At 55.7% G+C, this 14,643-nt stretch carries 13 protein-coding genes; 3 read left to right on the forward strand and 10 right to left on the reverse strand.

Translation table 11 applies throughout. The features are described from left to right. Positions 1-77: 77 nt before the first annotated feature. The 3 genes from nadA to nadB are packed head-to-tail and all read right to left on the reverse strand — an operon-like array spanning position 78 to position 3,575. Positions 78-1,184 carry a quinolinate synthase NadA gene (nadA, locus tag ACAF76_RS16685; protein WP_400161993.1) on the reverse strand — a complete coding sequence of 369 codons (1,107 nt, stop codon included), beginning with the start codon at positions 1,182-1,184 and terminating at the stop codon, positions 78-80. Beyond that, positions 1,181-2,026: a carboxylating nicotinate-nucleotide diphosphorylase gene (gene nadC / locus ACAF76_RS16690; RefSeq protein ID WP_400161995.1), complete on the reverse strand. Its 846-nt coding sequence runs from the start codon at positions 2,024-2,026 to the stop codon at positions 1,181-1,183. Before nadC ends, nadA begins: the two co-directional genes overlap by 4 nt. Positions 2,027-2,039: 13 nt before the next feature. Continuing rightward, the gene (gene nadB, locus ACAF76_RS16695; RefSeq protein WP_400161996.1) at positions 2,040-3,575 is read right to left on the reverse strand and encodes an L-aspartate oxidase; all 1,536 of its coding nucleotides are present in this window, start codon (positions 3,573-3,575) and stop codon (positions 2,040-2,042) included. Positions 3,576-3,685: 110 nt separating this feature from the next. Between nadB and ACAF76_RS16700 the strand changes: the two genes are divergently transcribed. Together ACAF76_RS16700 and ACAF76_RS16705 are read left to right on the forward strand one after the other, a co-directional pair. Next, positions 3,686-4,822, forward strand: a complete 1,137-nt coding sequence (locus ACAF76_RS16700) for an IscS subfamily cysteine desulfurase (RefSeq protein WP_400161997.1) — start codon at positions 3,686-3,688, stop codon at positions 4,820-4,822. Between the two features lie 26 nt (positions 4,823-4,848). Then, on the forward strand, positions 4,849-5,397 hold the full coding sequence (locus ACAF76_RS16705) for a transcription repressor NadR (RefSeq protein ID WP_400161998.1): 549 nt from the start codon (positions 4,849-4,851) through the stop codon (positions 5,395-5,397). A 58-nt stretch (positions 5,398-5,455) separates the two neighbouring features. Here the strand turns inward: ACAF76_RS16705 and ACAF76_RS16710 are convergent, their stop codons facing one another. The 6 genes from ACAF76_RS16710 to ACAF76_RS16735 all read right to left on the reverse strand — a co-directional run bounded on the left by ACAF76_RS16710 (position 5,456) and on the right by ACAF76_RS16735 (position 12,623). After that, positions 5,456-6,409 (reverse strand): MBL fold metallo-hydrolase, encoded by a 954-nt coding sequence (locus ACAF76_RS16710; RefSeq protein ID WP_400161999.1) that lies wholly within the window; start codon positions 6,407-6,409, stop codon positions 5,456-5,458. 121 nt (positions 6,410-6,530) lie between these two features. Beyond that, positions 6,531-7,025: a molybdopterin-guanine dinucleotide biosynthesis protein B gene (mobB, locus tag ACAF76_RS16715; RefSeq protein WP_400162000.1), complete on the reverse strand. Its 495-nt coding sequence runs from the start codon at positions 7,023-7,025 to the stop codon at positions 6,531-6,533. Next, complete coding sequence (glp, locus tag ACAF76_RS16720; RefSeq protein WP_400162001.1) at positions 7,022-8,290, reverse strand: gephyrin-like molybdotransferase Glp; 1,269 nt, start codon at positions 8,288-8,290, stop codon at positions 7,022-7,024. The genes mobB and glp overlap by 4 nt, the downstream gene beginning before the upstream one ends. 62 nt (positions 8,291-8,352) lie before the next feature. After that, the gene (locus tag ACAF76_RS16725; protein WP_400162002.1) at positions 8,353-10,701 is read right to left on the reverse strand and encodes an FdhF/YdeP family oxidoreductase; all 2,349 of its coding nucleotides are present in this window, start codon (positions 10,699-10,701) and stop codon (positions 8,353-8,355) included. Positions 10,702-10,928: 227 nt separating this feature from the next. Beyond that, complete coding sequence (locus ACAF76_RS16730; RefSeq protein WP_400162003.1) at positions 10,929-11,294, reverse strand: DUF2294 domain-containing protein; 366 nt, start codon at positions 11,292-11,294, stop codon at positions 10,929-10,931. Positions 11,295-11,345: 51 nt separating this feature from the next. Continuing rightward, positions 11,346-12,623, reverse strand: a complete 1,278-nt coding sequence (locus tag ACAF76_RS16735) for an L-lactate MFS transporter (RefSeq protein WP_400162004.1) — start codon at positions 12,621-12,623, stop codon at positions 11,346-11,348. 416 nt (positions 12,624-13,039) lie between these two features. Here ACAF76_RS16735 and fdhD point away from each other — a divergent pair, with 416 nt between their 5' ends. Continuing rightward, positions 13,040-13,837, forward strand: coding sequence for a formate dehydrogenase accessory sulfurtransferase FdhD (fdhD, locus tag ACAF76_RS16740; protein ID WP_400162005.1), 798 nt, complete (start codon positions 13,040-13,042; stop codon positions 13,835-13,837). A 34-nt stretch (positions 13,838-13,871) separates the two neighbouring features. On the opposite strand, the gene ACAF76_RS16745 is transcribed toward fdhD, so the two are convergent. After that, complete coding sequence (locus ACAF76_RS16745) at positions 13,872-14,486, reverse strand: molybdenum cofactor guanylyltransferase (RefSeq protein ID WP_400162006.1); 615 nt, start codon at positions 14,484-14,486, stop codon at positions 13,872-13,874. Positions 14,487-14,643: the final 157 nt, after the last annotated feature.

Raw genomic sequence — 14,643 nt, forward strand, 5'->3', positions numbered from 1 at the left:
GGCTTTCCAAGGTATGAAGCAAAAAAAGGCTGCCGGCATGTCCCGGCAACCCAAGATGAATGTTATTGAAAACACGTTTACCGCGCCAGCATCCGGTCCAGCGCCCATTTCGCTTTCTTAGCGAGATCCGGCTCCACCGTAATCGGATTGATCACTTCGCCTTTTTCTATACTTTCCAGTGCCCACAGCAAATGCGGCAAGTCGATGCGATTCATCGTCAGGCATGCGCACATGACCGGATTCAGCGAGAATACTTCCTTGTCGCTCATCTGCTTCGCCAGCCGGTTGACGAGATTCATTTCCGTACCGACAGCCCACTTCGTCCCGGGCTTCGCCTGTTGAATCGTATCGATAATGTACTTCGTCGAACCGGCGTAGTCGGACAGCTCTACTACTTCCCGCGAGCATTCGGGATGGACGATGATCGCAGCGTCGGGATGACGGCTGCGGACTTGCTTCACGTTCTCCGGGGTAAACAGGGCATGTACCGAGCAGTGCCCCTTCCACAAGATGATTTTCACCTGACGCAAGTCTCCGTCGTACTCGAATGTTTCCGTAATCGGGTCCCACACCGCCATCTGATCCAGCGGAATCCCCAACTCGTACGCCGTGTTTCTGCCCAGGTGCTGGTCGGGCAAAAAGAGCACCCGTTCCTTTTGGGTAAAGGCCCACTCCAGCATTTGACGGGCATTGGATGAAGTCACGGTCGCACCGCCGTGCTCGCCGACAAACGCCTTGATGGCAGCCGTGGAATTGATGTAGGTCAAGGGCAGGATCGTGTCGCCAAACTGTTTTTGCATCTCTTCCCACCCGCGCACGGTTTGCGGAAAGTCGGCCATGTCCGCCAGCGAGCAGCCCGCCCGCATATCCGGCAAAATGACATGCTGCCGGTCGTTCGTCAAAATATCAGCCGTTTCCGCCATGAAATGCACGCCGCAAAATACGATAAACTCCGCCTCCGCATTTTTCGCAGAGATTTGCGCCAACTGCAACGAGTCACCGATGGCATCGGCGAACTGCACCACTTCATCCTTCTGGTAATGGTGGCACGGGATGAACAGCCGCTTTCCCATGCTTTCCTTTATCCGGCGGACTCTCGCTTCCATTTCTTCCACGCCGAGGCTTTTGTAATGCTCCGGCATCATCCGGTCGCTTTGCTGTTGAACCAGTTCCAGGAAATTCATCGTTTTGCCCCCTCATGAACTTGCAGACTAATATCCAATGCTTTGACGGAGTGCGTCAAAAATCCGAGCGAGATGTAGTGGACGCCGGTATTGCGGTAGCTCGCCAGATTGTCCAGATCGATTCCCCCTGACGCTTCTGTTACGATCGAAGCAGGGACAAGCCGGACAAAATCCTTCACCTCTTCCGGCGTGCGGTTGTCGAACATGATCACGTCAGCCCCGGCTGCCACCGCCTCCAGCACCTCTTCGCGCGATTCCGTCTCCACTTCCACCTTCACCATATGCCCCAGACTTTCGCGCACGGCCTGCACAGCACGGGTAATCGAGCCGCAGTAGGCGATGTGATTGTCCTTGATCATTACGCCGTCGTACAGGCCGTTTCGGTGATTTTTTCCCCCGCCTGATGTGACCGCGTATTTGTCCAGCATGCGCAGTCCTGGCGCTGTCTTTCTCGTATCGCAAATGCGAATCGAGGGATCGTCGAGAATGTTCACACATGTCCGGGTCATCGTGGCGATTCCGCTCATCCGCTGGAGGATGTTCAAAATGACCCGCTCGCCGGACAAGATGGCGCGGATCGGTCCGTACACCTCGGCGATGACATCCCCTTTTTTCACCTCGTCTCCGTCTGTAAAACGGTATTCCACGCGCATGTCCGGATCCAGCAGACGGTACGCTTCGCGGATGATGTCCAAGCCCGCGACGACGCCGTTTTGCTTTGCCAAAAACACGCCCCTTCCTTTGCTTGCTTGCGGGAATATCGCATTGCTGGTCAAATCTCCCGAACCAATGTCCTCCAGCAGCGCGTTTTCCACGATTCTTCTCACCTGCACGATGTTCATCTGTTTCTCCCCCTTATCCTCGCACGACTCGTTCCTGCACGAGATGCCGGACGATCTCCGTGCGAGCCTTCTTCCCGCCCGATTGCGGATAATCAGACCGGTAATGGCTGCCTATGCTTTCCTTGCGCTCCAGTGCGGAGTTTGTGATCAGCCAGGCTACCGTCAACATGTTGACAACCTCGATTTGCTCATTCGTCAAACGGCTGTGATCGAGATGCACAAAGTCGTACTTTGCCAGCCAGTTTCGCAGCGCGGTCAAGCCTTGTTCATTGCGCACGATTCCCGCGTGCTCCGTCATCATCTCGCGGATTTCCTGTTTGGACGGAAGCGCTGTCGCCACACTCCCCGCCGTTTCGTCTGGCTGTACCCGATCCGGCAAGGTGATACTGCTGTGCAAAATGCCATCCGCCGTCCTCTGTCCGAACACGAGCCCCTCGAGCAAGGAATTGCTGGCCAGCCTGTTTGCGCCATGCACACCTGTACAGGCAGCCTCCCCGATTGCGTACAATCCCTTTACCGTCGTCCGCCCCTGCTCATCCGTCTTTATGCCGCCCATCAGAAAATGGGCAGCGGGAATCACCGGCAAAAGACCTGCTTGCATATCGATCCCGCAGTCCAGACAGAGCCGATAGATTGTCGGAAAGCGGCTGGCAAAGCCTCGTACCGGGGATACGTCCAGGTATACCTGTTGCCCGCTTTGCAGCTCATGGTGGATCGCCCTCGCCACGATGTCGCGCGGCGCCAGCTCTTGCAGAGGATGCACCTGCTCCATGAACCGCTCGCCTTTTGCATTGCGCAAAATAGCCCCCTCGCCGCGCACTGCTTCCGATACGAGCCCGAGCGCTTTTCCATCCTTGTACAGAACGGTAGGATGAAATTGCATGAATTCCATGTCGGTAAGAAACGCACCTGCGCGATAAGCCATGGCGATCCCGTCTCCCGTAATCGTCGGGGCATTGGATGTATGCGCGTACAGTTGACCGCAGCCGCCCGTCGCCAGGATCGTGTGAGCGGCGAGATACGTTTTGTTTTCGCCTCCCGCCGTCCGTGTCCGGATACCGAGGCATTGTCCGTCACACGTGAGCAGGTCGATGACCATCTCGCCCTCTACGATGTCGATTTGCTCCTGCAATTGTTCCAGCAGATGCGTCACCAGCGCCCTCCCGGTGGCGTCGCCTCCCGCATGGAGAATTCGCCGCTTCCAATGTCCGCCTTCCCTGCCCAGATGCAAGGCGCCGGACCCGTCCCGGTCAAACTTCATCCCGCTGCCAATCAGCTCGGCCATGTAACGGGGTGCTTCTTTTGTCAGCAGTTGTGTCGTTGCCGGATCGTTGTGATATACGCCGGCCGTCATCGTATCGTGAAAATGCTCCTGCCAATGGTCAGCGGCATCCATGGCAGCCGCAATCCCGCCTTGGGCCAGGTAGGTATTGCTCACCGTCTTTGCCGATTTGGTAAATATCGCTACGTTTTTATGCCCCATCAGTCGGGTCGCCGCGCTCAAGGCAGCAATCCCGCTTCCGATGAGAATGACATCATAGTGCTGCATCGTGAATGCCTCCCAGCAACCCGGCGTTTTGTATTTACATATGTCTTGACACCTATATTTACACAGATTTAAGATACGATCAACCGAATTCTTGCAAAGGAGCACCAAGCATGATATATCTGGATTTTGCCGCAACGACCCCGATGTCTGACGAAGCGCTTGCGGTTTTTACGAAAATCGCCAGGCATGTGTACGGCAATGCAAGCAGCCTGCACGATATTGGCTCCAGCGCCGACAACCTGCTGGAAGCGGCGAGAGAAGAGATCGCCAAACTTTTGCATGGCGAAACAAACGGCATCTATTTTACGAGCGGCGGGTCCGAATCCAACATTCTGGCCTTGCAATCGCTGCTTGAGGCGAACAGGGAAAAAGGAAACCATGTCATCACTACGCGCTGCGAGCATGCGTCCGTGTACAATCTCTTTCGAAAGTGGGAGCAGTCCGGGCTGTCCGTCACGTACCTGCCACTCAACGGGCAGGGAGAGGTCGACACCGAAGCATTGATACAGGCGATTCGCCCGGATACCATCCTCGCCTCCATCCAGTATGTCAATTCCGAGATCGGCACGATTCAGCCGATTGCGCAAATCGGCGAGATCTTGCACGAACGGGACGTGATCTTCCACTGCGATGCTGTCCAGGCCTTTGGAAAACTGCCAATTGACGTACGGCGGCTTCGCATCGATGCCTTGAGCGTATCCAGCCACAAAATTTACGGTCCTAAAGGTGTCGGTGCCGTATACATCAACCCACGGCGAAAATGGATGGCGCAGTTCCCCGGCACGACGCATGAAAACGGGTTTCGCCCCGGAACGGTCAATGTACCGGGTATCGCCGCCTTTACCGCTGCCGCCCAGGCGATTTATAATACGATGGATGAAGAACGCGAACGCCTGCACTGCTTGCGCGATACATTGATCCGCGAACTGCAGAACATCCCGCATGCCCAGGTGGTGCTGGAAGGCGATCCGCGCCGCACGCTGCCTGCGATTGCCGGACTGCGCATCGTCGGGCTGGAAGGCCAGCTTGCCATGCTCGAATGCAATCGGTACGGTGTAGCCATTTCCACAGGCAGCGCGTGTGCAGTCGGAAGCCAGGAGCCGTCGCGAACGATGAAAGCAATGGGCAGAAGCGATGAGGAAGCGAAGCAATTCATCCGGCTATCCTTCGGCAAAACCACGACCAAAGAAGACGTGCTGCGAGCTGCAGCCGTTTTGCGAAGCATTGCCGAAGCCTACTTCGGCTGATCCATTGCGCGAAAGGAGGACGTTTTATGAAGACGGACAAAATGCTGGCTGCAGATCGGCACAAGCTCATTTTGTCGATGTTAAAGGAAGCGAACAACCCGATCACGGCGCGGCAGTTTGCGGAAGCCGCCAACGTGAGCAGACAAGTGATCGTCCAGGACATCTCCATCCTGAAGGCAAAAAATGAACCGATCCTGGCGACGAGCCAAGGATATATTTATCTGAACCAGGAAAAAGACCACGCGCGGGAGCGAATGGTAATCGCCTGCAAACACACGCCCGAACAGACGCGCGAGGAGCTGTACATTCTGGTGGATCATGGGGTCTCGGTCAATGACGTCACGGTCGAGCACCCGGTTTACGGAGAATTGACGGCGGCATTGCGGGTCAGCACGCGCAACGAAGTCGATCTGTTTATCGAAAAGATCAAGCAAACCAATTCCACGTACCTGCTGACTCTAACCGACGGCATTCATCTGCACGCCATCGAAGCCGACTCCCGCGACAAGCTGGAAGCAGCTTGCAAGGCGCTGGCTGCCAAAGGAATGCTCGTCTTCAGCGAGGAAGAGGCGTAAATACAAAAACAACCCCGCATCGACAGCGTCAGCCGTCGGCGGGGTTGTTTGGTCATCGTCACGATTGTTCTGTTGTGGGCAGCGTGTACGTCTCTCCTTGCTTCTCGACCACAATTTTGTCTCTTTCCGCTCCTGCTGCAGTCAGCAGCCGCTCCAGCGGTTCGTCGACCGGCTCCTGGGAAAGCACGAACGTATTGTGGTGGATCGGTACAAGCCACTTGGCTCCGCTCTCTTTGAACATCTGCCATGCCTGTTCCGGCGTGCAGTGCGCCCGCTGGTACGAATCCGGCTTGTAGGCGCCGATCGGCATGAAGGCGAGATCGATCGGACCGAACTGTTCGCGGATAAAGCTCATCGAGATGTAGGCCGTATCGCCAGGATAGAGAATGCGCACGCCGTTTTTCTCGATGATGTAGCCGTTGTAGCCGTAGTCCGTGTTCCAGGGGAAGCGGTTCCCCCAGTGCCGGACCGGAATCGCCGTGATTGTCAGGCCATCCGCCGTTTGTACGGTTTGCCCCGGCTCCAACTCCGCCACGCTTTTGAATGGCATTCGCCGGAGCAGTCCCGAGGTGTTTTTCGCCGTAATGACGTCGATGTTGCGAGTGGCGAGCTTGCGCAGCGTCGGAAGGTCGATGTGGTCCATATGGGCATGGGACAGCAGGATGAGGTCCACTTCGCCGATCTCCTCCGGCTGCAGGGCTGGCGGCGTGAAGCGCTTCGGCCCGACCGGAATCACCCCTGCGATGCGGATGCCCAACTGTTCGCCGAGGACCGGATCGGTCAAAATCTTCGTGCCAAACATGCGAATCAGAATCGTGGAATGTCCGACCCACGTAAACGTAACCGCAGAATCAGACCATTCCCCGGGCACCGGCTTATGCTCCAACATTCGTCCGTCCGGTTTGGGCAAATTGCTCATGTGCTTCCGGTAGCTGTACACCAGAAAGGCGAAAGCAAGGAGCAAGAGAGCCACAATGATGACTGCGGCCCAGTAAAGAAACGTAATCAGCATGAAAAAACTCCTTTTCGGATACAGGTACGGACATAATCTCTGTTTAGCAGAAGTCGACGATCTCTGTCAACGGGCGGATGTCCACAAACTGCCCCTCCGCGCAAATAGCTGAAAACAGCTGCTACTCTCCCTTTTGGACAAAGCTGGCGATGGCCTGGGCATCATCCACGTGAAAGACTGGCAGTCCGCCATGCTCCCACTCGTCCCAGGTCACGATTGCCACCACATTGGTCACTGCCGCAAGCAATTCCCGATCTTGCGGCTTTCGGATCAACACCAGCTTCGGATAATGCTCCCGTTTGAAGCCCTCCACCAGCACCAGATCGGCTCCGGCTTGCCCCATCCGCGCGACAATCTGCTCCAACGGCAGCGGCTGCTGCTCGATAAAGGCTGTCTTCGTCTGCGAGCTGATCGCCACCAGCGACGCTCCCGCCTCCCGGTAGCGCCATGTGTCCTTGCCTGGCTGGTCCAGTTCAAAGTCGTGGCCACCGTCGTGCTTGACGACGCCCACGCGCAGCCCCTGCCGCTGCAACAGCGGAATCAGCCTGGATAACAGCGTCGTCTTTCCGCTGTCAGAGTACCCTACCAACTGCACGACCCGCGGCTTCATGCTCACTGTCTTTCACCGCCAAAAGAAATGCGTGAATTGGCGTGGACGATCACGTCGACCAACTCTCCCTCCTGTTTTCCCTTGCCGCCTGGCGGGATGACGATCAGACATTCGCTGTTTTTCAGCGTTCCGAGATTGCCCGCCTTGTCGTTGAAATCAGGGCGCGCCAACAGGATGCCGCCCTCCTGGTCCAGCCTGCCGCGCAAGAAACGCGGATGCGGGCATGGCTTTTCATAGGAGGTCGCCAGTCGTGCCTGGATCGTGCGGGGACCTGTCTCTTCCCATCCTCCCAGCTTGTGCAGAGCGGGCCGGGCGAACAATTCAAAGCCGACGAAGCAGGCTCCAGGATTGCCGGACAACGCGAGCAGCGGCTTGCCGGACAGAAGCAGAGCCGTCGTTGGACTGCCAGGACGCATCGCGATGCGGTTAAACAACAGCTCCACTTCCTCATCGTCGACGAGCGATGCCATTACATCAAAGTCGCCGACTGAGACTCCCCCGCTGGACAGCAGCAGATCGACCTCGCGAATGTACCCGAGCAAGGTCTCCTTTGCCGACTTCCGGTCATCGGGCAGTACGGGAAAAATGTGCGGAATACCCCCCGCCTCGGCGATCAGCGCGGACAGCATCGGCGTATTGCTGTTGCGAATTTTGCCCGCGTCCAGAGGCTGATCCACCGCCACCAGTTCAATTCCCGTCGCCATCAGGCCAATCCGCGGCTTGCGGTATACATGTACCCGAGCGTAGCCAAACGTCGCCAACAGCGCGATCGTTCCGGCATTGATCCGTTCGCCGGCACGTGCGACGACACTGCCTTCGGCGATCTCCTCTCCGCGCCGAGAAATATTCTCGCCTGCGCGCAGCGCTCGCTTGACCCCGACTTGTTGTGCCAACTGGCCCGGATTTTCCGTCTGCTCAAACATGATCACCGCATCGGCTCCATCCGGCATCATCGCCCCGGTCATAATCCGCGTGGCGCAGCCCGGGCTGACAGCGATGCGCGGCACCTCTCCGGCCGCGACTGTCTCCACCACCTGCAGGTAGACCGGAGAATCCACACTAGCCGCTTCCGTTTCCGCCGCTCGCACGGCATATCCGTCCAGTGGAGAGCGATCAAATGGCGGCATATCGCAAGTAGCCACGATGTCGCGGGCGAGAATTCTCCCGTAAGACTCTCCGATCCCTACCTCTTCCTCTTCCATTTTGGTCAGACGTCCCAACAGTCTGCGCAACGCCTCCTCCACTGTCATCATTTGTCGCGAAAAGCGCATCGGCTTGTTCCTCCTTCAGTCATCCATCACAGGTGCGTGTATCGTTTCGTTTCCTGTATTGTTCAGCTAGCGTTCGTATCGATATCTGCAATCGGCTTCTCGGCGTAGGCGAGGTCCTTTCTGGCGTGGAAGCTGTCAGCCTTCTCCACCTTGACCGCTGCATTGTACTCGGGAATCCCCGCATGCTTTTCATAGACGCCCTTGGGGATCAGGACATTCCCCTCCGGCCAGTATACCTGCAGGTTCCCCCGTTTGGTCTGGGCGTATTTGGCACGTCCGAGAAACGTACCGTGATCGTTGTACAGCACGATGCTCTCTCCCTCGGCAATCCGCAGCTTCCGGGCGTCGTCGGGATGGATCAGGACATCGTATCGGTCAGCACCGTTGGCCGGGTCTATCTTGCCGTAGAGCATCGAGTTGAACTGCTTGCCGCGGCGCGTCGAGACGTAAAAATGCCCTTCCGGCTTGTTCAGCTCCGGCACGTCGATGGCGATCAGGTTGGCCCGTCCGTCCGCTGTCGGGCAGACGCCTCCTTCGCAGAGCCAGGCTCCGCCCCACTGAAATACATCGCCGCGTTTGTGCAAATGCTGAATCCCATTATAATGAGGATTCGCCCTGGCGATCTCCTCGCGTATGTCCTGCGCGGCTGAAAAGCGCATCAGGTGCTGCCGCTTGGGGTCGACCCGGGCTGCCAGTTCGACGTAAATGTCCCACTCGGCACGGGCTTCCTCGATTCGCGGTCCATCGATCTCGGGGCTGAAATACACCATCCGTTCCGTACTGGTGGACGTGCCGCCTCCGGGCTGTTCATAGCGGGTCATCGCTGGCAGCACCAGCACTTCCTCTTTGGCATCTAACAGTGTCGAGGTGTTGAGGACAATATCTTGGTGGACCCGCATTTCGACGTTTTCCAGACACTGCTTGATAAACGCCGGATTGGGCATCGTCTCCAAAAAGTTGCCTCCGCTGGTGTAAAACAGCCTTGTCTTTTGCTCATGTCCATCCGGCAAGAGCGCATTCTCAATGCTGATTCCGACCGTATTGCCCTGCCAGCTCGGGATCGGGAAGCCCCACAGCTTTTCCAGCCTCTCGCGTGCAGTCGCATCGAAGTCGCCCCCGGGCAGGCTGAACGGGTCGGCTCCCATCTCGCCTGCTCCCTGTACCCCGGAATGGCCGCGAATCGGCATCACTCCACAGTGCTTCCGTCCGAGAAAGCCGCGCAAAATCGCCAGGTTGGCAACCTGTGAAATATTGTCCGTAGCGAAGTGATGCTGCGTCAAACCCATGCTCCAGACGAAGACACCAGAACGGGAGCGGGCCAACAAACGGGCAAACTCCCGGATTCGCTCGCGGTCCAGACCCGCTGACTTCTCCAGCTGCTCCCAGGGCAGACGCGTCACATGCTGCCTCAGCTCCTCGAAGCCGTTGGCATGCTCCCGCACGAAGGCGTGATCGATCGCCTGACCCGCGGCTTCTTCTTCCATCTCAAACCAGGTCTTCATCACGCCGTGCATGAAGGCGATATCGCCGCCGACGTTGACCTGGTAAAAATCGTCGGCGAGTTTTGTCCCGAACAAGGCACTGTCCGGTATCGACGGAATCCAGTAGTTTTCCATCGTCGGTTCCTTGTAGGGGTTGACGAGAATAATCTTCGTTCCCGCTTTTTTGGCTGCGTACATGTACTTGGTGGATACAGGCTGGTTGTTGGCGGGGACAGAGCCAAAGAAGACGAGCACGTCGGTGCCGATCCAGTCCTGATAGCTGCAACTGGATGCTGCGATGCCGAGCGAGCGTTTGAGCGCTGTTTTACTGGGGGAATGGCAGATGCGCGAGGCGTTGTCGATGTTGTTCGTCCCGAGAAAGCGAGCCAGTTTGGCGCCGGTGTAGTAGACCTCGTTGGTAATGCCGCGGGCGGTGAGAAAAAAAGCGAGCTGCTTGGGACTGATCCCTCTGATCTTGGCTGCGATCCGGTCGAGCGCCTGATCCCAGCTTATGCGGCGAAAGCTGTTTTCTCCCGGCTTGCGAGACAGCGGATACGGGATGCGGCCCAACTGGCGCAGCTCGGCACTGGACAACTCTCTGAGCGCCTTTACATCTTCCAGCCAGGCAGACGCGATCGCCGGCATGGTGTTGAGACGTAGCACATTCAATCGGGTACTGCACAGATGCGGACCGGTAAGCGTCTGGTCGCGCAGGCCGGACACACCGAGCGCGCAGCCGTCGCACACCCCTTGCGTCAAGATGCGGTACGCGTAACCGAGCTGGTCCTTGTTTTCGTACACCACTTTCAACGTGTCGATCACGTGATGCGGCTTCACTTTTCCCAAGCCAAGCGGCACCCATGACGACCACAGGGACGGTTTCCATGATGTATCCAGCTTCTGCGGTCCCTCATGTTTGGTTTTGCCCATACCATTGTCCCTCCCCAATCAACGGTTCCTCTCTTAACTCCACTCCTGTTCCATGTATCTTATGTGTGCCCGCACAGAAAAAACCACCGTGAACCCATCCCTTGTCCAGTGGATAAGAGCGTGTTCACGGTGGTTCCCTCCAGCAGGTTCGCTACCAAGTTAATCAACGTGCGGATGTCGCGAACCCGTTGTCTAACCGATGAACAGGGTCGCTGCTTCGTTACGACTTAGGGTTCGTTTTTCCACTTTTTCTCAATGTCCTGGTCAAATACGAAGATGGACATCCCGAAATCACGTTCAATGTCAATATCGACGAATAAATCGACGAGAGTTGCCCCCAAAAACGCTTCCATGTCGTATGGTTTATGCTTTCGGTACATCTCTTTAACCATTTCGGTTCGCGCTGAACGCAACGTCTGTTTCCCGTCCTCCGAGGTGGCAATAAACTTTTCCACAGGGGAGAGATTGCCCTCCATTTCGCATATCGCCCATTTCTTGCAGAACGTGGTGTTAATCTTGCTGGGGCCCTTGCCCATATGCTTTTTTCGGAAGGCTCGAACCAGATTACTGAATTCCGCTTCGTATTTATTCATCTTGTAAAGTCACCTTTATTTTCTCATTCTTATTTATGACTTTACCACTTCTTAACTTGCGATATCAACTGAGTTTTCTTTCCTCTTTGCTTCTTCCTGCAGTTTCTTGATGTCGAGGCGGATCAACAGGGAGATGATCAGCGCTACGACGAACATGCCCGAGAAGACCATCATCGTGTTGGTATAGCTTTGCGTTGTCTCATAGACCCAGGAAGTGAAGATCGGGCCTGCCAGACCAGCCGCAGCCCAGGCAGTCAGGATGTAGCCGTGGATTGCGCCCAATTGCTTCGTTCCGAAGATGTCGCCGATGTAGGCAGGGATCGAGGAGAATCCGCCGCCGTAGCAAGTCATAATGATGAACATCGCGATCATAAACAGAATCGGATTGCTCAGGTACGGCAGTGCAAAGAACAGGATGACCTGGATCACGAAAAATGCGGTATACGTGTTGGGACGGCCGATAAAGTCGGAAAAGGATGCCCACCCGATACGACCGGCACCGTTAAACAGGCCGTTCAAGCCAACCATCAAAGCAGCCATGGCTACGGACATGCCAACCATCTCTTGCGCCATCGGAGACGCTACAGAGATAATGGCGATCCCACATGTTACGTTGATGAACAGCATCAGCCACAGCATGTAGAAACGGCGGGTTTTCACCGCTTCGTTTGCAGTGAGCTGCGCCAGGTCTTTTTTGATTTGCTTTGCACCGGAGGCGCTGGCATCGGCAGTATACCCCTTCGGCAGCCAGCCTTTTGGAGGCGGAGCCAGGTATAGTGCAGATGCAATCATAACGACGAAATAAATAATTCCCAGGATGTAGAACGTATTGGCAAGACCTACGCTATTGATCAGTGCATTCATAATCGGGCTTGCAATCATCGATGCAAAGCCAAAACCCATGATCGCCAGCCCTGTAGCCAAGCCGCGTCTGTCAGGGAACCACTTGACCAGGGTCGATACCGGTGTAATATACCCTACGCCAAGTCCAATCCCGCCAAATACACCGTAACAGAGGTACAAAAGCGGCAGACTTTCCAGTTGGATCGCCAAACCGGATGCAGTCACACCAACCCCAAAAAAGATCGAAGCCAAAATACCTGCTTTGCGAGGTCCGTGCTTTTCTACGTAGTGACCGAGAAAAGCGGCGGAAAGACCAAGGAACAGAATAGCGATACTGAAGGTGAACTGGATGTTCGTCAGACTCCATCCAAACTGTTGTTCGATTGGTTTGGTAAATACGCTCCAGGCGTACACCGAACCGATGGAGATGTGAATTCCTACTGCGGCCAAAGCAATCAGCCAGCGGTTTTTCACTTTTTGCTCCATGCGTTTCATCTCCTTCTTTTTTGTCTAGGGATGCCTTGTTCAGGCTCCCAAAAATAAGAAAAACTGCTGAGTCCACCCCTCCCCTGTCTCCCATGCTACAAATGGAAAACAGAAGGTTGGATGGAACACAGCAGTTAATCATCAGCAGGGTCGCTACATCAGCATCAACTAACAAGTGTCCATTTTGCAATTCATTCAGGCAAAAAAGAACCGGCGACAGGTACGCTATCCCGCATCAATTTGTTGCCTGGATTTATGTATAAATGATGAACAAACAATGAAAAAACTGTGACTTCCCTAACTCCAAATAGTATACTACCATGTAAGCGTTGCCCAAGACAACAGATTTCGACAAAAAAAATTACACTGGAAACACACATATGGGAAAATCTAACCCAGGGAGTAGGAGGCAGTACATGTCAGACTTAACCAAAACGATTCGCAGACCGGTACTGAAGTTTGCTGCAGGCGGCCACGTTTGGGAAGATGATGAGATCGTAACCGAATATCCGCTGACGATCTTTCTCGATGACGAGGAGTTTGCCACAATCGTATGCACCCCTGCCGATCTGGAGGAAATGGTCATCGGCTTTCTCGCTGCCGAAGGGGCGATCAAAAGCTACGCCGAAATCAAGCAGCTCAGCATCGATGAAGCCCAGGGATTTGCCTATGTAGACCTGCATCAGAAGAGCATGCTGTCGCAAAGTTTTTACTCCAAGCGGCGCATCACCTCTTGTTGCGGCAAAAGCAGGCAATCCTTTTACTTTTTCAGCGACGCCCGCACAGCCAAACCTGTGGAAGGCAGGATCACGGTCACGCCAGAGCAGTGCATGCGCCTGATGAACGAATTGCAATCCTCCTCGCTGATTCACCGGCAGACCGGAGGCGTGCACAATGCCGCGCTCTGCACGCCTGATGAAGTGATCCTGCAATACTCGGACATCGGCCGCCACAATGCGCTGGACAAGATTTACGGAGAATGTTTGCGCAAAAACATTTCGACCGAGGACAAAATTCTCGTCTTCAGCGGACGCATTTCGTCGGAGGTGCTGCTCAAAGCCGCAAAGATCGGCGCCAGCATCATCCTCTCCAAGTCCGCCCCGACAGAGCTGGCACTGAACCTGGCGGAAGAGCTGCAAATTACCGCAGTCGGGTTTATCCGCAACGACAAGATGAACGTCTACACCAACACCCAACGCATCGCGCTGGACTAGATGCTTGACTTATAAAAAAAGCGGGATGAGCGCATTATCGCTCTCCCGTTTTTCGTCTTTTCTCCTCGCACAGCGCCTGCTCGTACTCGGCAGGCGTGTTTGCGTTGAACACAGCCCACTCATCCAGCAAATCAGGCGGCGTCTCAACCACTCGCAGCGAAGCCAGACCGTCCATCAGCCGCAACTCCCCCTTGCGCAGCGCATCCTCCCACACCTGCTGCGATCGCCGGTGGTACAGCGCCAATAGCGGATGGAGCCGCTCTCCCTGCCGCACCGCGACAACGTCCCAGTCTGACACCGTGTCCGCGTAGGCCAGAAGCGTGTTCAGATGCGTACGATCGAGAAACGGCAGGTCGCAGGAGAGCACCAGCAGCACGTCTTCCGATCTGGCTCGAAACGCGGTGACCAGTCCGCTGACAGGCCCGGCAGATGCTACCAGGTCGGAAGTAACGCTCACTGCCCCAGGCCACTCGAGTTCCCGCAGCCGCTCCGGCTGGTTGGAGACGATCAGACAGGGCATCTGCAATGCCGCTACTTCTTTCACCAGCTCACTGATCATCGTGCCGCCGCGCCACGGCAGCAGCTCCTTTGGCTTGCCCATCCGGCTGCTTTTCCCGCCGGCGAGAATGACTGCTGCTATCGTCTTCATGCCGCCTACCTCCTCGATTTTCTCCTGATCTTCACTGCCTTTACTGTTCCGCTTCTTCCCTTTGCTTGTCAAGTATGTTATTTTTATAAATATTCTCAATATTGAAAATTATGGAATCCGCCGTTCTGCTCTTTATCTTTTCGTGAACCAGGAGGGA

The sequence above is a fragment of the Brevibacillus sp. TJ4 genome (genome assembly GCF_044627595.2).
Classification (GTDB): domain Bacteria; phylum Bacillota; class Bacilli; order Brevibacillales; family Brevibacillaceae; genus Brevibacillus.

Excerpts from the sequence above, each read along its gene's own strand:
- nadA (WP_400161993.1), bottom strand. The coding sequence starts at position 1,184 with ATGAATTTCCTGGAACTGGTTCAACAGCAAAGCGACCGGATGATGCCG.
- nadC (WP_400161995.1), bottom strand. The coding sequence starts at position 2,026 with ATGAACATCGTGCAGGTGAGAAGAATCGTGGAAAACGCGCTGCTGGAG.
- nadB (WP_400161996.1), bottom strand. The coding sequence starts at position 3,575 with ATGCAGCACTATGATGTCATTCTCATCGGAAGCGGGATTGCTGCCTTG.
- ACAF76_RS16700 (WP_400161997.1), top strand. The coding sequence starts at position 3,686 with ATGATATATCTGGATTTTGCCGCAACGACCCCGATGTCTGACGAAGCG.
- ACAF76_RS16705 (WP_400161998.1), top strand. The coding sequence starts at position 4,849 with ATGAAGACGGACAAAATGCTGGCTGCAGATCGGCACAAGCTCATTTTG.
- ACAF76_RS16710 (WP_400161999.1), bottom strand. The coding sequence starts at position 6,409 with ATGCTGATTACGTTTCTTTACTGGGCCGCAGTCATCATTGTGGCTCTC.
- glp (WP_400162001.1), bottom strand. The coding sequence starts at position 8,290 with ATGCGCTTTTCGCGACAAATGATGACAGTGGAGGAGGCGTTGCGCAGA.
- ACAF76_RS16725 (WP_400162002.1), bottom strand. The coding sequence starts at position 10,701 with ATGGGCAAAACCAAACATGAGGGACCGCAGAAGCTGGATACATCATGG.
- ACAF76_RS16730 (WP_400162003.1), bottom strand. The coding sequence starts at position 11,294 with ATGAATAAATACGAAGCGGAATTCAGTAATCTGGTTCGAGCCTTCCGA.
- ACAF76_RS16735 (WP_400162004.1), bottom strand. The coding sequence starts at position 12,623 with ATGGAGCAAAAAGTGAAAAACCGCTGGCTGATTGCTTTGGCCGCAGTA.
- fdhD (WP_400162005.1), top strand. The coding sequence starts at position 13,040 with ATGTCAGACTTAACCAAAACGATTCGCAGACCGGTACTGAAGTTTGCT.
- ACAF76_RS16745 (WP_400162006.1), bottom strand. The coding sequence starts at position 14,486 with ATGAAGACGATAGCAGCAGTCATTCTCGCCGGCGGGAAAAGCAGCCGG.